Consider the following 21,215-nt stretch of genomic DNA (forward strand, 5'->3'; position numbering starts at 1 on the left):
CGCCGCAAGGCGGGCTTTTCGCATCCGGCGTTAGAATCGCCGGCACACACACCGTTCCTGCATCCATCGAGTCCGCCATGCCGCGTGCGTCGTCGTTCCGCCTGTTCCTGCCCTCGCTGTTGTTGACCCTGGTCGTTGCCGGCTGTGGCGACAAGGACGCGAAGGCGCCGGCGACCACGGTCACCCAGCCCAGCGCGCAGGCCGCGGCCGCCGCCGATCCCGCCGCTGCGCCGTTGCTGGCTGTGTTGCAGAAGCAGCTGGATGGCTACCGCCGGATCATCGTGCTGCTGGCCGACGAAGAAAGGCAGTCGGCCGCCGACCGCAGCACCTCCACCCAGATTGGCCAGCAACTGTTCCACGATGGGCTGGAGCAACGCGCGGCCATCGCCGCGCAGTTCGACAGCCTGCTGCGCGGTTCCAGCCCGCAGCGCTTCGCCACCCTCGGCACGGTGCTGGATTACATCGAATCCGCACCGGAACTGTTCGATGCCGATCGCCTGGCCTTCCGCGAAGTACTGCGTGATCTGCACGAGCGGGTCGGTACCGATTCGTCGCTGCCGGCGGTGAAGCTGCACCAGCGCATCGGCGAGGACCTGGAGGCGCTCGACGAAATCGAACGCAACTACAACCAGGAACTGACCCGCATCTTCAGCCGCTTCGAGCGCACCCGCGCCATCGAGCTGAAGCGCGAGAAGTGGGATGACTACATCGCCCACCTGCACAAGGACTACAGCCGCGAAGCGATCCTGCGCGACTACGGGGTGATCGAGCCGTACCCGATGTCAATGAAGGACAGCGACCGCGAGATCTTCGGCCGCGACCTGCCAGCCAAGACAGTGGTGCTGACCTTCGACGATGGCCCGCACAAGGCCTACACCGATGAAGTGGTGGCGATCCTGAAGCGCTACGACGTGCCGGGTGTGTTCTTCGAAGTCGGCCGCAACCTCGGCAAGGTCGAGAGTGATGGCAAAGTCAGCCTCGGGCCGATGGCGAAGATCAGCCGCAGCCTGATGGAAGATGGGTACGCCGTGGGCAACCACAGCCTGACCCACGCCCAGCTGTCGCGTACCACCGGCGACGCACTGCGCCAGCAGGTGCTCGACACCGATACGCTGTTGAAGGATGTCGACAGCAAGCGCGCACCGCTGTTCCGCTTCCCGTACGGCGCGCGCAATGCCGAAGGCCTGCAGCTGCTCAACGAGGCCGGGCTGAAGTCGATCATGTGGAACATCGACTCGATGGACTGGGCCGACCCGGTGCCGGAGTCGATCGTGCAACGCGTGCTCGACCAGGTGAACAAGGAACAGCGCGGCATCATCCTGTTCCACGACATCCACGATCGTGCGGTGAAGGCGTTGCCGCAGATTCTCGACCGGCTGATTGCCGACGGCTACCAGTTCGCCGGTTGGAATGGCCGTGAGTTCACTGTCGCCCGCGCGCGCAAGGGCGAGGCCAGTGCCGCCACCGTCACCACCGGCTACGAGAAGTCGTGGGCGATCGTGGTCGGCATCGACACCTACGCCAAGTGGCCGAAGCTGGAATACGCCAGCCATGACGCACAGGCGGTGGCCGATACCCTGACCGGGCAGTTCGGCTTCCCGTCCTCGCAGGTGATCGTGCTGAAGAACGAGCAGGCCACCCGCAACAACATCCTGGCCGCCTTCCACGACCGCCTCGCCGACGACCGCACCGGAAAGAACGACCGCGTGTTCGTGTTCTTCGCCGGCCATGGCGCTACCCGCCAGCTCGCCTCCGGGCGCGACCTCGGCTACATCATCCCGGTGGACTCGGACCCGAAGGAATTCGCCACCGACGCCATCGCGATGACCGACATCCAGAACATCGCCGAAAGCATGCAGGCCAAGCACGTGATGTTCGTGATGGATGCCTGCTACAGCGGCCTCGGCCTGACCCGCGGCGGCCCATCGTCGTCGTCGTTCCTGCGCGAGAATGCGCGTCGCAGTGCGCGGCAGATGCTGACCGCCGGTGGTGCGGACCAGCAGGTGGCCGATGCCGGCCCGAACGGCCATTCGGTGTTCACCTGGGTGCTGCTGCAGGCGCTGGCCGGCAAGGGGGACCTCAATGGCGATGGCCTGATCACCGGCACCGAACTGGCCGCCTACGTGGCGCCGGCGGTGTCCGCGGTTTCACACCAGACACCGGCCTTCGGCAGCCTGCCCGGTTCGCAGGGCGGCGAGTTCGTGTTCCAGGTGCCGGACAGCCAGGAATTCCTCAATGCCGACACGCGCCAGCTGACTGCCGATGCGATCGCGCTGAACAGCAAGGTGGATGCCGCCAGCGAAGCCAAGGGCAGCCAGGCACCGGTGACCGTGGCCGACCTGCAGGGCGGCAAGGCCAAGCTGGTGGTGCCCACTGCCGGACCTGCCTCCGACCGCCAGCGCGCGCAGCAGGCCAATGACCGTGGCCTGCAGCTGTACCGCGAGAAGCAGTACGACGAAGCAGTGGCGCAGTTCACCGAAGCGCTGAAGCTGCGCCCGGATTTCGCCCAGGCTGCCAACAACCTGGGCTTTGTCTACTACCGTCAGCAGCGCTACGCCGAAGCCGCGCGCTGGCTGGAGAACACGCTGAAGATCGACCCCTCGCGTGCGGTGGCCTATCTCAACCTGGGCGATGCCTACTTCAACGCCGGCGACAAGGCCAAGGCGAAGCAGGCTTACACCACCTACCTTGCGCTGCAGCCGCAGGGCAGCGGCGCAGCACAGGCGCGCGCGCAGCTGGAGAAACTCTGAGCCATGAACGAAGCGATCCGCACCGACACCATCGTGGCCATCGCCAGCGCACCGGGCGCTGGTGGTGTCGGCCTGCTGCGCCTGTCCGGTCCGCGCGCCGCGGCCATCGCCAACGCGCTGGGCGCGCCTGCACTGCGCCCGCGCCACGCGCATTACGCACGCCTGCGCGATGCCGACGGCGAGGTCATTGATGATGGCATCGTGCTGTGGTTCCCGGCACCGAACAGCTTCACCGGCGAAGAAGTGGTGGAACTGCAGGGCCATGGCAGCCCGGTGCTGCTGCAGCAACTGGTCGCGCGCTGCATCGCGCTCGGTGCACGCCAGGCGCGGCCGGGTGAGTTCAGCGAACGGGCGTTCCTCAACGGCAAGCTCGACCTGGCCCAGGCCGAGGCCATCGCCGACCTGATTGCCGCCGGTGACAACCGCGCCGCGCGCGCTGCACGCCGTTCGCTGGACGGCGTGTTCTCGCGCCGCATCGACGCGGTGATCGAGCAGTTGGTACTGCTGCGCATCCATGTGGAAGCAGCCATCGACTTCGCCGACGAACCACTTGATACGCTTGGTGGGGCACAGGTACGGCGTGGGCTGGAGCAGGCGCGCAGCGACCTGGCCTTGCTGCGCCGCGATGCAGAACGCGGTCGTCGCCTGCGCGATGGCCTGCACGCGGTGCTGATCGGCCCGCCGAACGCGGGCAAGAGTTCGCTGCTGAACGCCTTGGCCGGCAGCGAGCGTGCCATCGTCACCGACATTGCCGGTACCACCCGCGACACGCTGCGCGAGACCATCCGGCTGGATGGCCTGGAACTGACCCTGGTCGACACCGCCGGCCTGCGCGATGGCGGCGACGCCATCGAACGCGAAGGCATGCGCCGCGCCCACGTGGAAATCGAGCGCACCGACCTGGCGCTGATCGTGCTGGACGCGCGCGACCCCGTTGCAGGTGAAGCCGCGCTGGGCGAAGCCGTGGCCGCGGTGCCGCACAAGGTCTACATCCACAACAAGTCGGATCTCTTGGATGCGTTGCCGGGACTGGACGATCCTGATCGCGTGTTCGTCTCTGCTGCGACCGGCGCCGGGCTGGAAGACCTGCATGCGCGCCTGCGCAGCATCGCCAGTGCCGGGGCAGGGGAGCAGGTGGATGGCGAATTCTCCGCGCGTACCCGCCATGTGGATGCGATCGAGCGTGCGCAGGAACACGCGCAGCGCGCGGATGGCGAGCTGGCGCACGAGCACCTGGAGCTGGCGGCCGAGGAGCTGCGTCTGGCGCACGACGCGCTGGGCGAAATCACCGGGCAGATGAGTGCCGATGATCTGCTGGGCAGGATTTTCTCCAGCTTCTGCATCGGCAAGTAACTGTAGAGCCGAGCCCATGCTCGGCTGGGGCAGCACCTCGGGGTCAGATCCCCGAAGGGATCTCTGACCCCGTCATCGATCAATCGCGCGGCTCACGCTCTGGTAGGTGCCAACCTTGGTTGGCACAGGCCGTCTGGGGTCGTGAACGCCCGCTGGCAGAGCGCCGACCAAGGTCGGCGACTACCGGATACATGAGGCCGGGCCCCCTTCGGGGATCCGAGCCCGGGGTCCCCCACCTGTCACATTGCCGCCGCATACTGACGCCCATCACATACCGCTTGGGGAAGTCGCAGTGAAGTCGTGGGGTTGTGCATTGCTGTTGTCGCTGGCCGTGGCACCATCGGTGGCCATGAGTGCTGAATCCTCCACCCCGGCCGCGCACAAGGTGTCGGTCTACGGCCACCGCGGTGCAAGCGCATTGCTGCCCGAACACACGTTGGCAGCCTATGCGCAGGCCATCGCCGATGGCGCCGACTACATCGAACCGGACCTGGTGATGACCAAGGACGGGGTGATGGTGGCCCGCCACGAGAACGAGATCAGCGGCACCACCGATGTCGCCTCGCATCCCGAATTCGCCAGCCGCCGGACAAGCAAGGTCATCGACGGGCAGAAGGTCGAGGGCTGGTTCACCGAAGACTTCACCCTGGCCGAGCTGAAGACACTGTACGCGCGTGAGCGCCTGCCGGAATTGCGCAGCACCGCTTACGACGGCCAGTTCCGCATTGCCAGCCTGGACGAGATCCTGGCCTTCCTGGTGCAGCAGGCCGGTCGTGCCAACCGCGGCATCGGCCTGGTGCCGGAGATCAAGCACCCGACCTACTTCCAGTCGGTCGGCCTGCCGATGGAAGACAAGCTGCTCGCCGCGCTGCGCGGCAATGCCTATACCAACGTTGGCCCGGTCACCATCCAGTCGTTCGAGACCGCCAACCTGCGCTACCTGCGCGGCAAGATCCCGCGCGGCAGCAACATCCGCCTGCTGCAGCTGCTGTGGAAGGGAGACACCCAGCCGGCCGACATCGTCAATGCAGGCGGCAAGCTGACCTACGCGCAGATGATGACCCCGTCTGGGCTGAAGGACATCGCCGTCTACGCCGACAGCATCGGCCCGGAACTGCGCTCGATCATTCCGCTGGACGCCAAGGGCGCACTGGGGACGCCAACCACGCTGGTACAGGATGCACATGCGGTGGGCCTGATGGTGATCCCGTACACCTTCCGCCCGGAGAATCATTTCCAGGCCAGCAACCTGCGCAGGGGCGCCGACAACGCGCGCAACGCGGAAGGCTCGATCGCCGAGATGCGTGCCTATCTGGCAACCGGCATCGATGCCTTCTTCACCGATGACCCGGCATTGGGCCGGCAGGCGGTGGATGGGATGGGCGCGGCGGGGAACGCGGCGAACTGACCCGCTCTGGTAGATGCCAACCTTGGTTGGCACACGGCAGGAGTGCCGACCAAGGTCGGCCACTACCGGGTCATGAAAATGCCGGGTGGGGTCGGAGCCCCTACGGGGATCCGACCCCGTCACCGTTTCAACCGCGCGGCTCTTCCGGCCGGCGGAACGGGATCACCACGTAGTCCTGCCCCTCGCGCGGCTGCCACAGCACCGGCACGCGCTGCGGCGACGGCGGCTCGAGTTCGTCGTCGGACAACGGCTCGATCGCGTCCTCTTCGTCTTCCCAGCTGTAGCGCTGGCGTGGCGGCAGCGGATCGGCGTTGCGGAACAGCAGCGCGGCAATGATGCCGGCGAAGGCGCCGCCCATGTGCGACTGCCAGGACACGCCGTCGGCGTGCGGCAGGATGGTCATCAGCATGCCGCCGTAGAACAGCATGCCGATCAGTCCGGTGGCGATTGCTGCGCGGTCGCGGCGCAGCAGGCCGAGGCTGGCCAGCAGGAACATCAGGCCATGGGTCACGCCGCTGGCACCCAGGTGCACGCTGCCCGGATTGCCGAGCATCCACGCGCCGATCCCCGAGCCCAGCCACAACAGCGGCAGCGCGCGGAGAGTAGCCCTGGGGTAGACGCTGCCGGCCAGGGTACCGAGGATCAGGATGGCGATGCTGTTGGCGGCGATGTGCTCGACCGAGGCATGCAGCAGCGGGCCGCCGATCAGGCCAAGCAGGCCCTTCGCTTCCAGTGGCGCGACCGCCCATGGCCGCCAGTCGAACGTGCCCTGCAGTGCGAACACGGCGATCAGTACCAGCACCGCGGCCAGGCTGACGTTGAACGCCCGCAGGATACGCATGCGGTCATTGCGGGGGGCTGGCGCGTCGCCAGCGGGCAGGGGCGCGTTGCTGTTCATACCTCAGCAATGGCGGTGACTGGCGCGAAACCAAGGCCACCGCCGCGGGAGAGTGGGGTGCGGCCGGCGGGACAATCCCGCCGGCCGGCCGTGATCAGGCGTGGCCGGAGCCTTCCTTCGGCGGGTATTTCAGGCTCAGCACCACGGTCGCGGCGATGATCACCGCTACCACGCCCAGCGACACCGGGGTCGGGATCTTGAACAGGTCGATGATCATCATCTTGATGCCGATGAAGCCCAGCACCAGCGCCAGACCGTACGGCAGCAGGTGGAAGCGGTCGGCCATGCCAGCCAGCAGGAAGAACATCGCGCGCAGGCCCAGCACCGCGAACACGTTGGAGGTGAGCACGATGAACGGGTCGGTGGTGATGGCGAAGATCGCCGGGATGCTGTCCACCGCGAAGATCACGTCGGTCACCGCGATCAGGATCAGCACCGCGAACAGCGGGGTGAACCAACGCACGCCGTCGCGCTTCACGCTCATTGCGTTGCCGGCGTAATCCGGGAGCAGGCGCAGGTGCTTGCGCATCCAGCGCAGGGCGGGGTTTGCCTCCAGATCCGGCTCCTGGCCGGCGGCGAACCACATCTTCCAGCCGGTGAACAGCAGGAAGGCACCGAACACGTAGAGCAGCCAATGGAACTGGGTGATCAGCACGCTTCCGGCGAAGATCATGACCGTACGCAGCACGATCGCGCCCAGGATGCCGATGATCAGCACCTTCTGGCGCTGCTCCTCCGGCACCGCGAAGTAGCTCATGATCATCAGGAAGACAAAGATGTTGTCGACCGCCAGCGCCTTCTCGACCAGGTAGCCGGTCAGGAATTCGAGCCCGACCTTGTTGGCCACCACCTGGCCGGCGGTCTCATTCAGGTAGTACCAGAGGCCCGCATTGAACAGCAGGGCCAGCACGACCCAGCCGATGGACCACCACAGGGCTTCCTTGAAGGTGACCTTGTGCGGTCCACCATGGCGCATCAACACGAGGTCGACCAGCAGGGCGATGACCACCACCGCCGCGAAGCCGCCCCACAACCACACGTTACCGATCGTCTGCATTGGGAATGTCCGTTGGAAAGATGAATGCCAGGCCGGACGGCGAGGATCTGCAACGGAGGATCGGGAGGGGATCCAGGGACAGAGCTTCGCCAGTACGGCGAAGGTCTCGCTCGCAGTTCCAGTCGGCTGGAACTGCCGTTGCACCGGAGCCTGCGGGCTCGAAATGACGGCGACAACGTCTGGGAGCTACTCCCCTTCTGGCGCCGATTCTGCGGCCTGGCCGGGCCGCAGTCAAATGGCGGGTGACCGGGGTCCCCGCTCTGGTAGATGCCAACCTTGGTTGGCATACCCGCCGGGGTCAGCGCCCCTGCGGGGATCTGACCCCGGCGCCCGGTTTACAATAGGTGGATGAATACCCCCCTTCCGATTGTCCGCCTCAAGAATGCGTGGCGTTCCAGCCACCCGTGGATCTTCCAGAAACTGGTCGAGAAGCCGACCGTCCGGCCCAAGCCCGGTTCCATCGTCGACGTGGTCGGCGTGGACGGGGAGTTCATCGGCCGCGGGTTCTACAACGGGCACTCGCGCATCGCCGTGCGCATCCTCGAAACCGATCAGAACGTGCCGGTGGATGCCGGCTGGTTCTCGCGCAAGATCGCCCAGGCCGTGTCGCTGCGCCGTGAGGTGCTGAAGCTCGATGCGGTGTCCGACGCCTGGCGCGTGGTGCACAGCGAAGGCGACGGCCTGTCCGGCCTGGTGGTGGACCGTTACAACGATCTGGTGGTGGTCGAGTTCTTCGCCGCCGGCATGTTCCGCCATCGCGAATGGATCTACGAAGCGCTGCGCGAGCAGTTCCCGGGTTGCCGCTTCCACAGCTTCGCCGACGAGCACGTGCAGAAGCAGGAGAGCTTCGACTTCCACGGCAACACCACCACCGAAGCGTCGGTGATCACCGAGTACGGCATCAAGTTCCGCGCCGACCCGGCCGGTGCCCACAAGACCGGTTTCTTCGCCGACCAGCGTGAGAACCGCGAGTGGCTGAGCCAGCAGGTGGAAGGCAAGAGCGTACTGGACCTGTGCTGCAACACTGGCGGTTTCGCGGTGTATGCGGCGGCGCGTGGTGCTTCGGAAGTGGTCGGCATCGACATCGATGAAGACGTCATCCAGATCGCCAAGGGCAATTCGCGCCTGAACAACGTGCGCCCGAAGTTCGTCCAGTCCGACATCTTCCCGTGGCTGCGCGATGCTGCCAACCGCGGCGAACAGTACGACGTGGTGATCCTGGACCCGGCGAAGATGACCCGCGACCGCGACCAGGTCATCACCGCGCTGAAGAAGTACCTGGACATGAACAAGCTGGCGCTGGGCGTGGTGAAGCCCGGTGGCCTGTTCGCCACGTTCTCCTGCACCGGCCTGGTGGCCGAGGACCAGTTCCTCGACATGCTGCGTCGTGCGGCGTACTTCTCCGGCCGTACGATCCAGATCCTGAAGGTGGCCGGCGCCGGCCCGGACCATCCGTTCATGGCCCACGTCCAGGAATCGCGTTACCTGAAGGCCGTGTTCTGCCGCGTGGTCGACTGATCGCGTGATGCCGTAGCGCCGGGCGCGGCCCGGCGCTACCCAATGCGTGGCCGCAGCGCTATGGTCGGGCTCTTCCCATTCGCGGTGAGAGCCCATGTCTTCGTTGCGCCATCTGTCCGTCGTGCTTGCTCTGGCGCTGTGCGCGCCGCTGTCCGCCCACGCCATCGAGTTCAGTGCGCAGGAACTGGCCCGCGCCAAGGCCCTGCAGCAGCGCCTGGTCACTCTCGACAGCCACTTGGACACGCCGGCCAATTTCGGCCGCACCGGCTTCGACATCGAGCAGCGCCACGACCGCAACGCGCTGTCGCAGGTCGACTATCCGCGCATGGTCGAAGGTGCGCTGGACGGCGGTTTCTGGGCGATCTACACCGATCAGGGTGACCGTAGTGCCGCTGCGCACCTGGCCGAGCGCGACCACGGCCTGCAGCGGCTGCTGCAGATCCGCGAGATGCTGGCGGCCAACCCCGAGCGCTTCGCGCTGGCACTGACCGCCGATGACGCCGCGCGGATCAAGGGCGCCGGCAAGCGCGTGGTCTACATCAGCATGGAAAACGCCAGCCCGCTGGTGGCCGATCCCAGCCTGCTGTCCTTCTACCATCGCGCCGGCCTGCGCCTGCTCAGCACCGTGCACTTCGCCAACAACGAGTTCGCCGATTCGGCCACCGACCCCAAGGGCGCGGAGTGGAAGGGGCTGAGCCCGACCGGCAAGGATCTGGTGCGTCAGGCAGTGAAACTGGGCATCGTGATCGACCAGTCGCACGCCTCCGACGCCGTGTTCGATGACCTGTTGGCGATGATGCCGGTGCCGTTCGTGCTGTCGCACAGTTCGGCCAAGGCGGTCTACGACCATCCGCGCAACCTGGATGACGCGCGCCTGCGCAAGCTGGCCAAGGCCGGTGGCGTGATCCAGGTGAATGCCTATGGCGGCTATCTGATCGACACCGCAAAGACGCCCGAGCGCAAGCAGGCCGAGGAAGCGCTGAGCAAGCAGCTGGGCGGCTGGGAAGGGATGGGCATCGAGCAGGGCGTACAGCTGCTCAAGGCCGAGCAGGCGCTGGATCACGAGCATCCGGTGCGCCACGCCAGCTTGGATGACTTCTTCGCCCACTTCGAGCACATCCTCAAGGTGGTCGGTCCCGAGCACGTGGGCATCGGCCTGGACTGGGATGGTGGCGGCGGCCTGAGCGACCTGCCCGATGTCAGCCAGCTGCCGAAGATCACCGCGTGGCTGCTGCGCAAAGGCTATACCGAGAAGCAGATTGCCGGCATCTGGGGCGGCAACCTGCTGCGGGTGATGCGTCAGGCGCAGGATTACGCGGCAAAGCAGGGCGGCTGAGCGCCCTGCGTGCATCCGGAATTCCGCCGGGCATGGCCCGGCGCTACCGGTGATCCGTTTATTTCGCGATCAACGCGTGGCGGCGGCTGTACAGGAAGTACAGCACCAGGCCGGCCACGTTCCACAGCAGGAAGTACAGCTGGGTGCGGTGCGGCAGGCTGATGAACAGGTAGATGCAGCCCAGCGCGGCCAGCGGACCGACCACGAAGGCCAACGGCGTGCGGAAGCTGCGCTCACGGTCCGGTTCGCGCAGGCGCAGCACCACCAGGCAGATACCCACCGCAGTGAACGCGGCCAGGGTACCGGCGTTGGCGAGTGCGGCGATCTCGTCCAGGCGCGCCACGCCGGCCAGCGCCGACACCACCACGGCGGTGAACAGCGTGGTTGCCACCGGCGTGCCGGTGCGTGCGTTGACCTTGGACAGGCCGCGCGGCAGCAGGCCATCGCGGCTCATCACGAAGAAGATGCGGCTCTGGCCATACAGGAAGGCCAGCAGTACGGTCGGCAGGGCGATGATCGCGATCACACCGATCACCATTGCTGCAGTCGGGTGGCCGAGCTGGCGCATGATCAGCGCCAGCGGCTCGGCGCTGTGGCCGAACACGGCGTAGCTCATCGCACCCACGGCCGCCAGCGCGACCAGCACGTAGACGATGGTGCAGCCGATCATCGATCCGATGATGCCGATCGACAGGTCGCGGCTGGGGTTCTTGGTTTCCTCGGCTGCGGTGGAGATCGCATCGAAGCCGTAGAAGGCGAAGAAGATGATCGCCGCTGCTGCCATCACACCGTGCTCGACGCCGTCAGGGCCCATCGACTTGGCAAAGCCATACGGCATGAACGGCTGCAGGTTGTTGCTGTCGAAGGCGGGAAGGGCCACGGCCACGAAGATGGCCAGCGCGATCAGCTTGAACACCACCAGGATGGCGTTGAGGGTGGCGCTTTCCTTGGTGCCTGCCATCAGCATCAGTGCCACCAGCCAGGTGATGACGATCGCCGGCAGGTTGATCATGCCGCCTTCCACGTGCGGGCCGGCAGCCAGCCAGGCAGGCAGCTGCACGTTCCAGCCGAACTGGGTGTGGACCCATTCGAGGAAGCCGACGAAGTAGCCCGACCAGCCGACCGCCACCGTACTCACCACCAGCGAGTACTCCAGGATCAGGCTCCAGCCCACCACCCAGGCGAACACTTCGCCCAGCGCGCTGTAGCTGTAGGTGTAGGCGCTGCCTGCGGCCGGCATCATCGTCGACAGTTCGGCGTAGGACAGCGCCGCGCAGGCGCACACCGCACCGGCGATGGCAAAGGAGATCAGCACCGCCGGGCCGGCCAGGTTGGCGCCGACGCCGATCAGCGTGTAGATGCCGGTACCGACGATGGCGCCGATACCCAGCGCGATCAGGTGCGGCCAGCTGAGGGTCGGGACCAGGCGCCTGCCGGCTTCGTGGACGGTGACGGAATCTAGGGACTTGCGCCGGAACAGGGACATGCAGGCCTCGGAAGGGGTGACTGAGAACGACAAGTTCCCGAGTGTGACCGAACGCAGCGCAGCATTACCACTGACGGGGGTCATACCCGGCAAGACGCGCGCTGCACCGCGACCAGGCTGCCGGAATCGGCATAAAGGGAGGCCAGTCCGATCCTGGCTCAGGAGGCTCCGGGCCAGTGGCAGCCGTCTTCCTGCCAGGCCTCGATGTCATCGTGGAAGGAGGTACGACGGCCATCGCGGGCGCGTTCGTAGCGCAGATCCAGCACCAGCGCCCCCTGCGTGCTGATCGTGTAGCGACCGTTGAGGCGGCCGTCGACGTGCTCTTCCCAGACGCTGTCGAACTGGTAGGGGCGGTCTTCGGCCAGCACCGTGGTCTCCATCGAAACCCGGCGCAGCAACAGGCGTTCACGCTGCCCGGCATAGCGAACGTCGGCCTGGCCGTCATCCAGCCAACGCCATTCCAGATGGATGCCGTCATTGCGGCCGCCGCTCAGGCAGCGATGATCCTGCGCGGTGGCCGCCGGGGCGGTCGTGTTGGCCAGAAGCAGCAGGGCGCCCATCGCCGTCGGCCAGGGTTTCATCCGTTCAGCCCCAGCCGGATGCCGAACCCCACCAGGAACAGGCCAGCCACGCGGCGCAGCGCATCGCTGATCCGTGGGTGCTGGATCAGGCGGCGACGGGCCAGGTTGCCGACCCCGATCAACATCGAGCAGTAGGCGATGCTGACCACCAGGATGATGCCCGCCAGCGCTGCGAAGGTAGCGATGCCCTGGTGCGCCTTGGGATCGATGAACAACGGCAGGAAGGCCATGTAGAACAGGATTGCCTTCGGATTGAGCAGGCTGACCAGGATCGCCTGCTGGAAGTAGCGGCCCGGCTGCATGCGGATCGGGCCGGCGTCACCGCCGTCATGCTTGGGCGTGCGCAGCAGGCTGATGCCCACCCACACCAGGTAGGCCGCACCCAGGTACTGCACCGCGTGGAACACCAGCGGGTTGGCCTTGAGCAGTGCGGCCACGCCGGCCAGCGCAAGCCACATCAGGATCTGGTCACCGACCAGCAGGCCGGCCAGCGCGGTATAGCCGCCACGCACGCCGCCACGGCCGGTGGCGGTCAGCAGGGTGAAGGTGCCGGGGCCGGGCAGAGCGAGAAACACCAGCACGGCGACCAGAAACGTCCACAGGTCCTGGATGCCCATCCACGGCATGGCGGCGTTCTCTTGTTACTGGGGGCCGCCATTGTCGGCCAGCGCCGCAGTTGGCGACAGGGGGCGGGTGAGGCCACTGGGCATGCCAGACAGCAGCGGTTGCAGGTGCTGCCGCAGCTGCGCGTGCAGTTGCCGTACCGCCGGCGAGAACTGCTTGCGGTGCGGGCACACCAGCTGCAGCGGAATGCTGCTGCCAACACCGCCCAGCAGCAGCTGCAGGCGCCCGGCCAGCACGTCCTCGCGCAGGTCCAGCCAGGATTTGTAGGTGATGCCTTCGCCGGCCACCGCCCAGCGCCGCACCACGTCGGCATCGTCGCAGACCAATGGGCCGCGCACCGGCATCACCACGCGGCGTCCATCCACATCGAACGACCAGCGATCGTAAGCGCGGCCATTGAGTTGATAGACCAGGCAATCGTGCTCACGCAGATCCTCCAGGCGGGTGGGCGTGCCACGCCGCTGCAGGTAGTCGGGCGAGGCTGCCAGCACGCGCCGGTTGCCTTCCAGCAGGGGCAACGCCACGTAGCTGGCGTCGTCGAAGTGGCCGATGCGGATCGCCACGTCGACCGGGTCGCGGAACACATCGGCCACTTCGTCGGACAGGCGCAGGTGCAGGCGCAGGCGTGGATGCGCGGCGCGGAAGGCGCTCAGCCACGGCAGCAGCAGGTTGCGGCCGAGGTCCGAGGGAGCCGACAGCTGCAGGGTGCCGTGCAGCTCGGTGTCCTCGCCCTGCACGCGCGCCTGGCCCTCGCGCAGGGTGGCCAGCACCTCCTGCGCGTACGGCAGGTACAGCGCGCCCTCGCCGGTCAGGCGCAGGCTGCGGGTGGTGCGCACGAACAGGCGCAGGTCCAGCTCGCGTTCCAGCCGCGCCACAGCTGCAGCCACCTGGCCGGGCAGCAGGTCGGCCTCGCGCGCGGCCTGCGAGAAGCTGCCCAGCGCGGCAGTGCGGACGAACAGCTGCAGATCGTCGAAGCGGATCATCTTCATTGCCAGAGTGAAAGTGCTGACCGATTCTGCGCCTTTCTGCGGGAGCGCGCGCGGCGCAACCTGTCGCCTCCTTCCCCACTGGACCGCTGCCATGCGCGCCATTGCCTACACCCAAGCCGGCCTGCCGATCGATGATGCCCAGGCCCTGATCGACATCGAACTGGAGCTGCCGCAGCCTGGCCCGCGTGATCTGCGGGTGGCGGTGCGCGCGGTGGCAGTGAACCCGGTCGACACCAAGGTCCGCCGCGGCGTGGCCACCGATGGCCCGCGCGTGCTGGGCTGGGATGCGGTCGGCATCGTCGACGCAGTGGGCAGCGAGGTCACCCTGTTCCAGCCTGGCGATGCGGTCTACTACGCCGGCGTCATCGACCGCCCGGGCAGCAATGCCGAGTACCAGCTGGTGGACGAGCGCAGCGTCGGCCGCAAGCCGGCCAGCCTCGACGATGCGGCCGCCGCCGCGTTGCCACTGACCGCAATCACCGCCTGGGAGCTGCTGTTCGACCGCCTGCGCATTCCCGAGGGCGGCGGTGAAGGCCAGACCCTGCTGGTGATCGGTGCTGCCGGTGGCGTTGGTTCGATCCTGGTGCAGCTGGCGCGGAAGCTGACCAAGCTGACCGTGATCGGCACCGCCTCGCGTCCGGATACCCAGGACTGGGCGTACGCAATGGGCGCACACCACGTGATCGACCATAGCCTGCCGCTGGCCGAGGGACTGGCGCGATTGGGCATCAGCGAGGTGCAGCACGTGGCCAGCCTGACCCACTCCGACCAGCACTACGCGCAGATCGTGGAACTGCTGGCGCCGCAGGGCCAGTTGGGGCTGATCGATGATCCCGGCCAGGTCGACGTGATGGCGCTCAAGCGCAAGGCGTTGTCACTGCACTGGGAATCGATGTTCACCCGGCCGCTGTACCGCACCGCCGACATGCAGCGCCAGCACGACCTGTTGAACCGGGTGGCCGAGCTGATCGACACGGGCGTGCTGCAGACCACCCTGGGCGAGCACTTCGGGCGCATCGATTCCGCCAACCTGCGGCGTGCCCACGCGCTGCTGGAAAGCCATCGCGCCAAGGGCAAGATCGTGCTGGAAGGCTGGTAAGGCCCGGTTTCTCCTGTAGAGCCGAGCCTGCGCTCGGCTCTACAGCGCTTCATCCACGCATGGCGCGGATCAGCCGTGTCGACCAAGGTCGACACCTACCAACAGCTGCGGAAGCCACTGCTCAGGCCACACCGTTGTCGACGTGGGCGGCGAAAACCGGCTGCTGGCGCAGGCGTTCGAACCACGCCGCGAGGTGTGGCAGCACGGGCTTGTTGCCAGGCGTGCTGCGCCAGCGTTGGGTCGACAGCCCGAGCACGATGTCAGCGAGAGTAAAGGTGTTGCCTGCCACGTAGCCGTCGGTAGCGCCCAGCTGTGCATCAAGCACCGCCATCAGCCGGTTCCACTGCACCAGGCTGGCCTCGGCGCGGGCGTCATCCGGATAGTCCGGATGCTGGCGCACGCGCGCCATGAACACCTGTCGCCAGGCACTGTTGAGGTCGCTGGCCTGCCAGTCCATCCATTGCTCCACCCGTGCACGGGCCTGCGCCGCGGCGGGCAGCAGGTCCTCGCGTCCGGCGCGCGTGGCCAGGTAGCGGCAGATGCTGTTGGATTCCCACAGCACGAAGTCGCCATCGCGCAGCACCGGGACCTGCCGGTTCGGGTTCAGCGTGGCCAGCAGCGCCGACGATGGCGTCGGTTCGTGGTGGAGCGGGAGATCCAGCACGGCGCCCAGCCACAGTACCTTGCGGACGTTGATCGAGGTCGCCTTTCCGTACAGGGTGAGCATGGTCCTGACGCAGCAGTTGAGACTCGGCCAGCCTACACTTGCCCCATGCAAACCGAATATCTGCTTATTGGCGCCCTTCTATTGGCCGTGCTCATCCTGCAGCTGGTCGCCCTGCTGCGCCGCCCGCCGCACGATCGCCTGGAACAGGCGGTGCGTGAGGAAGCGCGCTCCGGGCGCAGTGAACTGCGTGAACAGCTCGATGGCTTCGCCCGCGCGCTGACCGATCTGTCCACCCGCACCGACCAGCGCCTGGACCTGCTGCGCGAAGCGCTGGGCGAAGACGCGCGCAAGGCGCGTGCCGAAGCGGCCGAGAGCCAACAGCGGGGCGCGGCGTTGATGGGACAGCGCCTGCAGGAACTGCGCGCGCAGCTGGAAGTGTTCGGCCAGCAGCAGGAGGCCCGCATCCATGCCTTTGGCCAGCAGCTGCAGGAACTCACCGGGCGCACCGATACCCAGCTCGGCGCGCTGCGCCAGACCCTGGTGGACGATGCGCGCAAGGGGCGCGAGGAAGGTGCGCAGTCGCAGCAGCGCCTGACTGAAAGCCTGGGCCTGCGCCTGCAGGAACTGACCCAGCGCAACGAACAGCGCATCGCCGAGATGCGTACGACCCTCGAAGAACAGCTGCGCGCGCTGCAGAACGACAATGCGCAGAAGCTGGAGCAGATGCGCCACACCGTGGATGAGAAGCTGCAGTCGACGTTGGAAACCCGCCTGGGCAATTCCTTCAAGCTGGTCTCCGAACGCCTGGAGCAGGTGCAGCGCGGCCTCGGCGAGATGCAGCAGCTGGCCACCGGCGTCGGCGACCTCAAGCGCGTGCTGACCAACGTCAAAAACCGCGGCAGCTGGGGCGAAGTGCAGTTGGAGAACATTCTCGAGCAGACGCTGACCCAGGAGCAGTACGCGCGTGCGGTGAAGGTGCGCCCGGACAGCGGCGAGATGGTTGATATCGCGGTGCGCCTGCCGGGTCGCAGCGGCGACGACACGCCGGTGTGGTTGCCGATCGACTCCAAGTTCCCGCGTGAGGACTACGAGCGGTTGCTGGACGCGCAGGAGCAGGGCGACGCCGAGGGTGTGCGCCTGCAAGGCATCCAGCTGGAGCGCGCGGTACGCGTGCAGGCGAAGTCGATCTGCGACAAGTACATCGCGCCGCCGCACACCACCGACTTCGCGGTGATGTTCCTGCCCACCGAAGGCCTGTATGCCGAAGTGATCCGGCGCCCGGGCCTGGTTGATCTGCTTCAGCGCGAGCACCGCGTGGTGGTGGCCGGGCCAACCACGGTCACCGCCCTGCTCAACAGCCTGCAGATGGGCTTCCGCACGCTGGCCATCGAGCAGCGTTCCAGCGAGGTGTGGAGCCTGCTGGGTGCGGTGAAGAGCGAGTTCGGCAAGTTCGCCGGCATCCTGGAAAAGGCCGAGAAGCAGATCACCACGGTTGGTCGCAGCATCGGCGAGGCCAGCCGCAAGACGCGTACGATCGAACGGCGCCTGCGTGGCGTGGAGTCGCTGGCATCCGAACAGGCGCAGTCGCTGCTGGGCGATCTGGCCGAGAGTGATGCGGCGGGCGAGGACGAAGGCAGCGACGGCGACACCGACGAGGCCTGAGTCACGCGGATACGCCGCCTGCATCGTCGATGCGTATGCTGGCGGCCTGTCCGTCTCGATCAGGTACCGCCATGCGCCTGTGCCTCTGTACCAGCCTCGTCCTGACCGCGTTGCTTGCCGCCTGCAGCAGCGCACCACCGGCTGCCGATACGGCGGCGACACCTGCCGCAGCCACCAGCCCTGAAGCAGCCGAGGCGTACCGCGAAGCGCGTGACGTCGACTGCCAGGCAGCGGGTGGCACCCTGCAGCGGCTCGGCCGGCTGCAGCGCGAGCAATGCGTGATTCCCCATGCTGATGCCGGCAAGGCCTGCAGCCGCAAGAGCGACTGCACCGGCCAGTGCCTGGCCACGGGCGAAGTGGCCGCCGGCAGTGCCGCCACCGGTACATGCCAGCGCGATGCCAGCCAGAACTTCGGTTGCCGCCAGCGCATCGAGGATGGAAAGGCGCTGGGCACGATCTGCGTGGATTGATCGTAGTGCCGGCCGCTGGCCGGCAACCGCATGAACCCTTGCGAACGGTCGCACGATTGCCGGCCAGCGGCCGGCACTACCGGCATCGCGCGGCGCTATGCTGGTGGGCCATTCCCCGCTGTTGCCGGAGCCCCCGCGTGAGCACCCCGATCCAGGACATTTCCCTCACCACCATTGACGGCCAGCCGTCCTCGCTTGCCGACTACCAGGGCAAGGTGCTGCTGCTGGTCAACGTCGCCTCCAAGTGTGGCCTGACCCCGCAGTACGAAGGCCTGCAGGCGCTGTATGCGGAAAAGCACGCGCAGGGCCTGGAAGTGCTGGGCTTCCCCGCCAACAACTTCCTCGGCCAGGAGCCGGGCAGCGAGGCGGAAATCCAGCAGTTCTGCCAGCTCACCTACGACGTCAGCTTCCCGATGTTCTCCAAGATCAGCGTGGCCGGTGACGACACCCACCCGCTGTACCAGCAGCTGACCGCCGCACAGCCGCAGTCGATCGGCGAAGGCCCGCTGCGTGAGCGCCTGGCCAGCAAGGAGATCCCGATCCATCCGGCACCGGCGGTGCTGTGGAACTTCGAGAAGTTCCTGATCGGCCGCGACGGCAAGGTCATCGCCCGCTTTGCCCCGGACGTGGCCGCTGACGATGCGCGCGTGCGCGAGGCCATCGAGGCAGCGCTGGCTGCCTGAGGAAAGCGTGCCAACCAAGGTTGGCACCTACCGGAAAAGAATCTCGCTGAAAAAGAAAACCCCCGCCGAGGCGGGGGTTTTCATGCGTCGATGGAAGGACTCAACGAGTCCACTGCGGCATCGGCATCGCATCGACCGGGATCGGCGAATTGGCGTCGTCGTGACCACGGTCGCGCTTGCTGCGCAGATCGTTCTCGATCTGGTAGTTGCGGCGCTGCATCCACGCGTCGCGGACCAGCGAGTACTCGTCCACGGCGGTGTCGCGAAGGTCGTCGATCGCCAGCAGCTGGGCGCGGGTATCGACCAGTTGCAGGCCCTGCAGGCCGATGCGCAGCTTGTCCTCTTCGATGCGGCGGATCGGCGACAGCGGAATGTCACCGGCCAGGCCGAACACATCGCGCACGGTGCGCGGGCCGAAGAACGGCAGTTCCACGTAGCGCGAACGACGCCAGCCCCAGGCACCCAGGGTCTGCCCGAAGTCTTCATTGCGACGCGGCACCATCGCCTTGCTGGCCGGATCGAACAGGCCACCGATACCCAGCGTGCTGTTCATCAGGAAGCGGCCCAGGCTGTCCCAGGCATCGCCACCGCGGCCCTGCAGCAGCTGGTTGGTGATGGTCACCGGCGCACGCAGGTTGCTGAAGAAATTGCTGACACCGGTACGCGCGAAGCGCGGCACCACGTGGGTATAGGCGGTGGCCAGCGGGCGGGCGATGCCGCGGTCAACCGCGTTGTTGAACTTGTGCACCTTGCGGTTGAACGGTTCCCACGGGTCGTAGGCCGCTGCACTGCCGGTGTTGCCGGCACCACCGTAGAGGGCATCGAAGTCGTCGTCACCGCCCGGTGCGGTGGCGGCTGCAGCCTTCGCAGCGTCGGTGTCGGCGCTGGACGCGGCCGCTGCCGGAGGCAGACTGGCCGCAGCCGGCGGGCTTGCGACGGGTGCGGCCGAGCCGGCTTCGGCCGCCGCAGTATCGACGGCAGGGGCCTCGGCGGTGGTGCTGGCCGGGACCACGGTGCTGGCCACCGGTGCATCGCTGCGCGCGGGTTTGCCGGCGCAGGCGGTGAGGGCGGTGGCCAGGACGATCAGGGGGAGAGTGCGTACGACGTTCATGTCAGCTCGCAGCAGAAGTAGCGTTGAAATCCAGGTCGGGCGACAGCCGGTAGGCCGCGCTCAATTCGTTGTAGCCGGCCGGCGCGCCGGAGATCGCCAGCGGATGGCCGCTCGTGCGTGCACGCGCGGCCAGCTCAGCCAGCAGGGCCAGGCCGGCGCTGTCCACGCGCTCGACCTCGCCCAGCTCCAGCCGTGCCAGTTTCGCCGGCAGTGCCTGAAGTTGCGGCCACAGTGCGATCACCGCGGCACGGTCGAGCACCCCGCGCAGGCGCAGGGTGTCGCCTTCCAGCAGCGCCAGCGCGTTACTTGCCATTGCCCGCGGGCCCGGCCTGCATGCTGCCGCTGTGCAGTTCGGTGGCCACCTGCTTGATGCCCTTCTGGCGCAGCGGGGTGTCAAACTGGTTGCGGAAGGTCTGCACGTAGGAGATGCCTTCGATGTTGACGTCGAAGATCTTCCACTGGCCGTTCACGTTGCGCATCCAGTACTCGACCGGGGTCGGCTCGTTGCCGGCGCGCACCAGTTCGGTGCTCACGCGCACGCCACGATTGCCCGGCAGCGGGCTTTCACCCTTCAGGCGGAAGCTCGGCTTGCCCTGGATGTTCAGCAGGGTCGAACCGTAGCGCTGCATCAGGCTGTCGGCCATCGCATCGGCGAACAGCTTGATGTCAGCATCGGAAGCACCGCGGGCGTGCGGGCCCAGCACCAGGCGCGCGGCATAGTCGCGGTCGAAGGTGCGGGTCAGCTCGCTGTCTATGTAGCTGCGCAGGCTGGCCGGGTTGCTGGTGAATTCGCTCTTGCGCTGCTGCAGGGTGCTCAGGATGCGGCTGCTGGCATCGATCACCACCTTGCCCGCCTGCCCCTGAGCCGCGGCTGCGGCGGGAGCGGCGGCCTGCGCCTGGGCGAGGAACGGAGTAGCTGCCAGCAGCGCCGAGGCGAGCAGGGCCGGGATCAGTTTCATCTTCATGGTTGCGGTTCCGTTGCAGGCGCCTGCGCGCCATCGTTGGGCTTCTGAGCAGCGCCACCACCGGCGCCACCACTGAACATGTACTTGCCGACCAGCTGGATCAGGTCCACGGCGGGCTGGGTGAAGACGATCTCGTCGCCGGCCTTGAGCACGTCCGGATCACCGCCCGGCTGCAGACCGATATAGCTCTCGCCCAGCAAACCGCTGGTGAAGATGCCGGCCGAGGTGTCCGCCGGCAGGTCCTTGACCTTGCTGTCCATGCGCAGGGTCACGATCGATTCGAACTTCACCGGGTCCAGGTCGATCGAAGCGACCTGGCCGACGGTGACGCCGCCGATCTTCACCGGCGCCTGCTTGCGCAGCTGCCCAACCTGGGAGAAGCGTGCCTTCAGGTCGTAGCCTTCGCTGCCCCAGCTCCAGCGCTGGTTGGTCGAGGCCACGGCCAGCACCATCAGCGAGGCCAAGGCCAGCAGCAGGAAGGCGCCGACGGAGAATTCGAGTCTGGGACCGCGGATGGCCATGTGGATTACCTGATCGAGTCGTTGTGGCTGCGCGCCG

20 protein-coding genes are annotated in these 21,215 nt (G+C 67.0%); 9 read left to right on the forward strand and 11 right to left on the reverse strand.

Annotated features, from left to right (window positions below; translation table 11 throughout):
• The first annotated feature begins 77 nt into the window (after positions 1–77).
• From AC07M7_RS11550 to AC07M7_RS11560, 3 genes are all read left to right on the forward strand, one after another.
• Positions 78–2,750, forward strand: a complete 2,673-nt coding sequence (locus tag AC07M7_RS11550; protein ID WP_046983840.1) for a polysaccharide deacetylase family protein — start codon at positions 78–80, stop codon at positions 2,748–2,750.
• Positions 2,751–2,753: 3 nt separating this feature from the next.
• Positions 2,754–4,103 (forward strand): tRNA uridine-5-carboxymethylaminomethyl(34) synthesis GTPase MnmE, encoded by a 1,350-nt coding sequence (gene mnmE, locus AC07M7_RS11555; protein ID WP_495207430.1) that lies wholly within the window; start codon positions 2,754–2,756, stop codon positions 4,101–4,103.
• A 292-nt stretch (positions 4,104–4,395) separates the two neighbouring features.
• On the forward strand, positions 4,396–5,511 hold the full coding sequence (locus tag AC07M7_RS11560; RefSeq protein ID WP_046983838.1) for a glycerophosphodiester phosphodiesterase: 1,116 nt from the start codon (positions 4,396–4,398) through the stop codon (positions 5,509–5,511).
• Between the two features lie 127 nt (positions 5,512–5,638).
• Here AC07M7_RS11560 and AC07M7_RS11565 read toward each other — a convergent pair whose 3' ends face one another.
• Positions 5,639–6,409: a rhomboid family intramembrane serine protease gene (locus tag AC07M7_RS11565; RefSeq protein WP_495207431.1), complete on the reverse strand. Its 771-nt coding sequence runs from the start codon at positions 6,407–6,409 to the stop codon at positions 5,639–5,641.
• Between the two features lie 94 nt (positions 6,410–6,503).
• Positions 6,504–7,466 carry a TerC family protein gene (locus AC07M7_RS11570; RefSeq protein ID WP_495207432.1) on the reverse strand — a complete coding sequence of 321 codons (963 nt, stop codon included), beginning with the start codon at positions 7,464–7,466 and terminating at the stop codon, positions 6,504–6,506.
• Positions 7,467–7,814: 348 nt separating this feature from the next.
• On the opposite strand from AC07M7_RS11570, the gene AC07M7_RS11575 reads away from it, so the two are divergent.
• Complete coding sequence (locus AC07M7_RS11575) at positions 7,815–8,984, forward strand: class I SAM-dependent rRNA methyltransferase (RefSeq protein WP_046983836.1); 1,170 nt, start codon at positions 7,815–7,817, stop codon at positions 8,982–8,984.
• A 94-nt stretch (positions 8,985–9,078) separates the two neighbouring features.
• Positions 9,079–10,320 (forward strand): dipeptidase, encoded by a 1,242-nt coding sequence (locus tag AC07M7_RS11580; protein ID WP_495207433.1) that lies wholly within the window; start codon positions 9,079–9,081, stop codon positions 10,318–10,320.
• A 58-nt stretch (positions 10,321–10,378) separates the two neighbouring features.
• Here the strand turns inward: AC07M7_RS11580 and AC07M7_RS11585 are convergent, their stop codons facing one another.
• The 4 genes from AC07M7_RS11585 to AC07M7_RS11600 form a co-directional block, all read right to left on the reverse strand.
• Positions 10,379–11,806 carry an amino acid permease gene (locus AC07M7_RS11585; protein ID WP_046983834.1) on the reverse strand — a complete coding sequence of 476 codons (1,428 nt, stop codon included), beginning with the start codon at positions 11,804–11,806 and terminating at the stop codon, positions 10,379–10,381.
• Between the two features lie 158 nt (positions 11,807–11,964).
• Positions 11,965–12,387, reverse strand: a complete 423-nt coding sequence (locus tag AC07M7_RS11590; protein WP_495207434.1) for a hypothetical protein — start codon at positions 12,385–12,387, stop codon at positions 11,965–11,967.
• Positions 12,384–13,013 (reverse strand): leucine efflux protein LeuE, encoded by a 630-nt coding sequence (leuE, locus tag AC07M7_RS11595; RefSeq protein WP_046983831.1) that lies wholly within the window; start codon positions 13,011–13,013, stop codon positions 12,384–12,386. The genes AC07M7_RS11590 and leuE overlap by 4 nt, the downstream gene beginning before the upstream one ends.
• Before the next feature lie 15 nt (positions 13,014–13,028).
• Complete coding sequence (locus AC07M7_RS11600; protein WP_495207435.1) at positions 13,029–14,000, reverse strand: LysR family transcriptional regulator; 972 nt, start codon at positions 13,998–14,000, stop codon at positions 13,029–13,031.
• 91 nt (positions 14,001–14,091) lie between these two features.
• Between AC07M7_RS11600 and AC07M7_RS11605 the strand changes: the two genes are divergently transcribed.
• Positions 14,092–15,099, forward strand: coding sequence for a zinc-binding alcohol dehydrogenase family protein (locus AC07M7_RS11605; RefSeq protein ID WP_253077903.1), 1,008 nt, complete (start codon positions 14,092–14,094; stop codon positions 15,097–15,099).
• A gap of 121 nt (positions 15,100–15,220) precedes the next feature.
• Here the strand turns inward: AC07M7_RS11605 and AC07M7_RS11610 are convergent, their stop codons facing one another.
• The gene (locus AC07M7_RS11610) at positions 15,221–15,826 is read right to left on the reverse strand and encodes a glutathione S-transferase family protein (protein ID WP_495207436.1); all 606 of its coding nucleotides are present in this window, start codon (positions 15,824–15,826) and stop codon (positions 15,221–15,223) included.
• Positions 15,827–15,871: 45 nt separating this feature from the next.
• On the opposite strand from AC07M7_RS11610, the gene AC07M7_RS11615 reads away from it, so the two are divergent.
• The 3 genes from AC07M7_RS11615 (at position 15,872) to AC07M7_RS11625 (ending at position 18,581) form a co-directional block, all read left to right on the forward strand.
• Entirely contained in the window at positions 15,872–17,428 is a 1,557-nt protein-coding gene (locus tag AC07M7_RS11615; RefSeq protein ID WP_046983827.1) for a DNA recombination protein RmuC, read from the forward strand.
• Positions 17,429–17,499: 71 nt separating this feature from the next.
• Positions 17,500–17,898, forward strand: coding sequence for a hypothetical protein (locus tag AC07M7_RS11620; RefSeq protein ID WP_046983826.1), 399 nt, complete (start codon positions 17,500–17,502; stop codon positions 17,896–17,898).
• A gap of 137 nt (positions 17,899–18,035) precedes the next feature.
• On the forward strand, positions 18,036–18,581 hold the full coding sequence (locus AC07M7_RS11625; protein WP_046983825.1) for a glutathione peroxidase: 546 nt from the start codon (positions 18,036–18,038) through the stop codon (positions 18,579–18,581).
• Between the two features lie 100 nt (positions 18,582–18,681).
• On the opposite strand, the gene AC07M7_RS11630 is transcribed toward AC07M7_RS11625, so the two are convergent.
• The 4 genes from AC07M7_RS11630 to mlaD are packed head-to-tail and all read right to left on the reverse strand — an operon-like array spanning position 18,682 to position 21,178.
• A complete protein-coding gene (locus AC07M7_RS11630) occupies positions 18,682–19,692 on the reverse strand; it encodes an MlaA family lipoprotein (RefSeq protein ID WP_426354619.1) in 1,011 nt (336 codons plus the stop codon).
• A gap of 1 nt (position 19,693) precedes the next feature.
• On the reverse strand, positions 19,694–20,005 hold the full coding sequence (locus AC07M7_RS11635) for an STAS domain-containing protein (protein ID WP_012512544.1): 312 nt from the start codon (positions 20,003–20,005) through the stop codon (positions 19,694–19,696).
• Positions 19,995–20,657 (reverse strand): MlaC/ttg2D family ABC transporter substrate-binding protein, encoded by a 663-nt coding sequence (locus AC07M7_RS11640; RefSeq protein WP_046983823.1) that lies wholly within the window; start codon positions 20,655–20,657, stop codon positions 19,995–19,997. The genes AC07M7_RS11635 and AC07M7_RS11640 overlap by 11 nt, the downstream gene beginning before the upstream one ends.
• Entirely contained in the window at positions 20,654–21,178 is a 525-nt protein-coding gene (mlaD, locus tag AC07M7_RS11645; protein WP_010487482.1) for an outer membrane lipid asymmetry maintenance protein MlaD, read from the reverse strand. The genes AC07M7_RS11640 and mlaD overlap by 4 nt, the downstream gene beginning before the upstream one ends.
• Positions 21,179–21,215: the final 37 nt, after the last annotated feature.

It is taken from the genome of Stenotrophomonas sp. GW821-FHT09E08 (assembly GCF_059416125.1).

Coding starts and splice junctions, on each gene's coding strand:
- AC07M7_RS11635 (WP_012512544.1), bottom strand. CDS start 20,005: ATGGCAAGTAACGCGCTGGCGCTGCTGGAAGGCGACACCCTGCGCCTG.
- AC07M7_RS11610 (WP_495207436.1), bottom strand. CDS start 15,826: ATGCTCACCCTGTACGGAAAGGCGACCTCGATCAACGTCCGCAAGGTA.
- AC07M7_RS11630 (WP_426354619.1), bottom strand. CDS start 19,692: ATGAACGTCGTACGCACTCTCCCCCTGATCGTCCTGGCCACCGCCCTC.
- AC07M7_RS11570 (WP_495207432.1), bottom strand. CDS start 7,466: ATGCAGACGATCGGTAACGTGTGGTTGTGGGGCGGCTTCGCGGCGGTG.
- AC07M7_RS11600 (WP_495207435.1), bottom strand. CDS start 14,000: ATGAAGATGATCCGCTTCGACGATCTGCAGCTGTTCGTCCGCACTGCC.
- AC07M7_RS11550 (WP_046983840.1), top strand. CDS start 78: ATGCCGCGTGCGTCGTCGTTCCGCCTGTTCCTGCCCTCGCTGTTGTTG.
- mlaD (WP_010487482.1), bottom strand. CDS start 21,178: ATGGCCATCCGCGGTCCCAGACTCGAATTCTCCGTCGGCGCCTTCCTG.
- AC07M7_RS11565 (WP_495207431.1), bottom strand. CDS start 6,409: ATGAACAGCAACGCGCCCCTGCCCGCTGGCGACGCGCCAGCCCCCCGC.
- AC07M7_RS11605 (WP_253077903.1), top strand. CDS start 14,092: ATGCGCGCCATTGCCTACACCCAAGCCGGCCTGCCGATCGATGATGCC.
- AC07M7_RS11640 (WP_046983823.1), bottom strand. CDS start 20,657: ATGAAGATGAAACTGATCCCGGCCCTGCTCGCCTCGGCGCTGCTGGCA.
- AC07M7_RS11615 (WP_046983827.1), top strand. CDS start 15,872: ATGCAAACCGAATATCTGCTTATTGGCGCCCTTCTATTGGCCGTGCTC.
- AC07M7_RS11580 (WP_495207433.1), top strand. CDS start 9,079: ATGTCTTCGTTGCGCCATCTGTCCGTCGTGCTTGCTCTGGCGCTGTGC.
- AC07M7_RS11620 (WP_046983826.1), top strand. CDS start 17,500: ATGCGCCTGTGCCTCTGTACCAGCCTCGTCCTGACCGCGTTGCTTGCC.
- AC07M7_RS11590 (WP_495207434.1), bottom strand. CDS start 12,387: ATGAAACCCTGGCCGACGGCGATGGGCGCCCTGCTGCTTCTGGCCAAC.
- AC07M7_RS11585 (WP_046983834.1), bottom strand. CDS start 11,806: ATGTCCCTGTTCCGGCGCAAGTCCCTAGATTCCGTCACCGTCCACGAA.
- AC07M7_RS11575 (WP_046983836.1), top strand. CDS start 7,815: ATGAATACCCCCCTTCCGATTGTCCGCCTCAAGAATGCGTGGCGTTCC.
- mnmE (WP_495207430.1), top strand. CDS start 2,754: ATGAACGAAGCGATCCGCACCGACACCATCGTGGCCATCGCCAGCGCA.
- leuE (WP_046983831.1), bottom strand. CDS start 13,013: ATGCCGTGGATGGGCATCCAGGACCTGTGGACGTTTCTGGTCGCCGTG.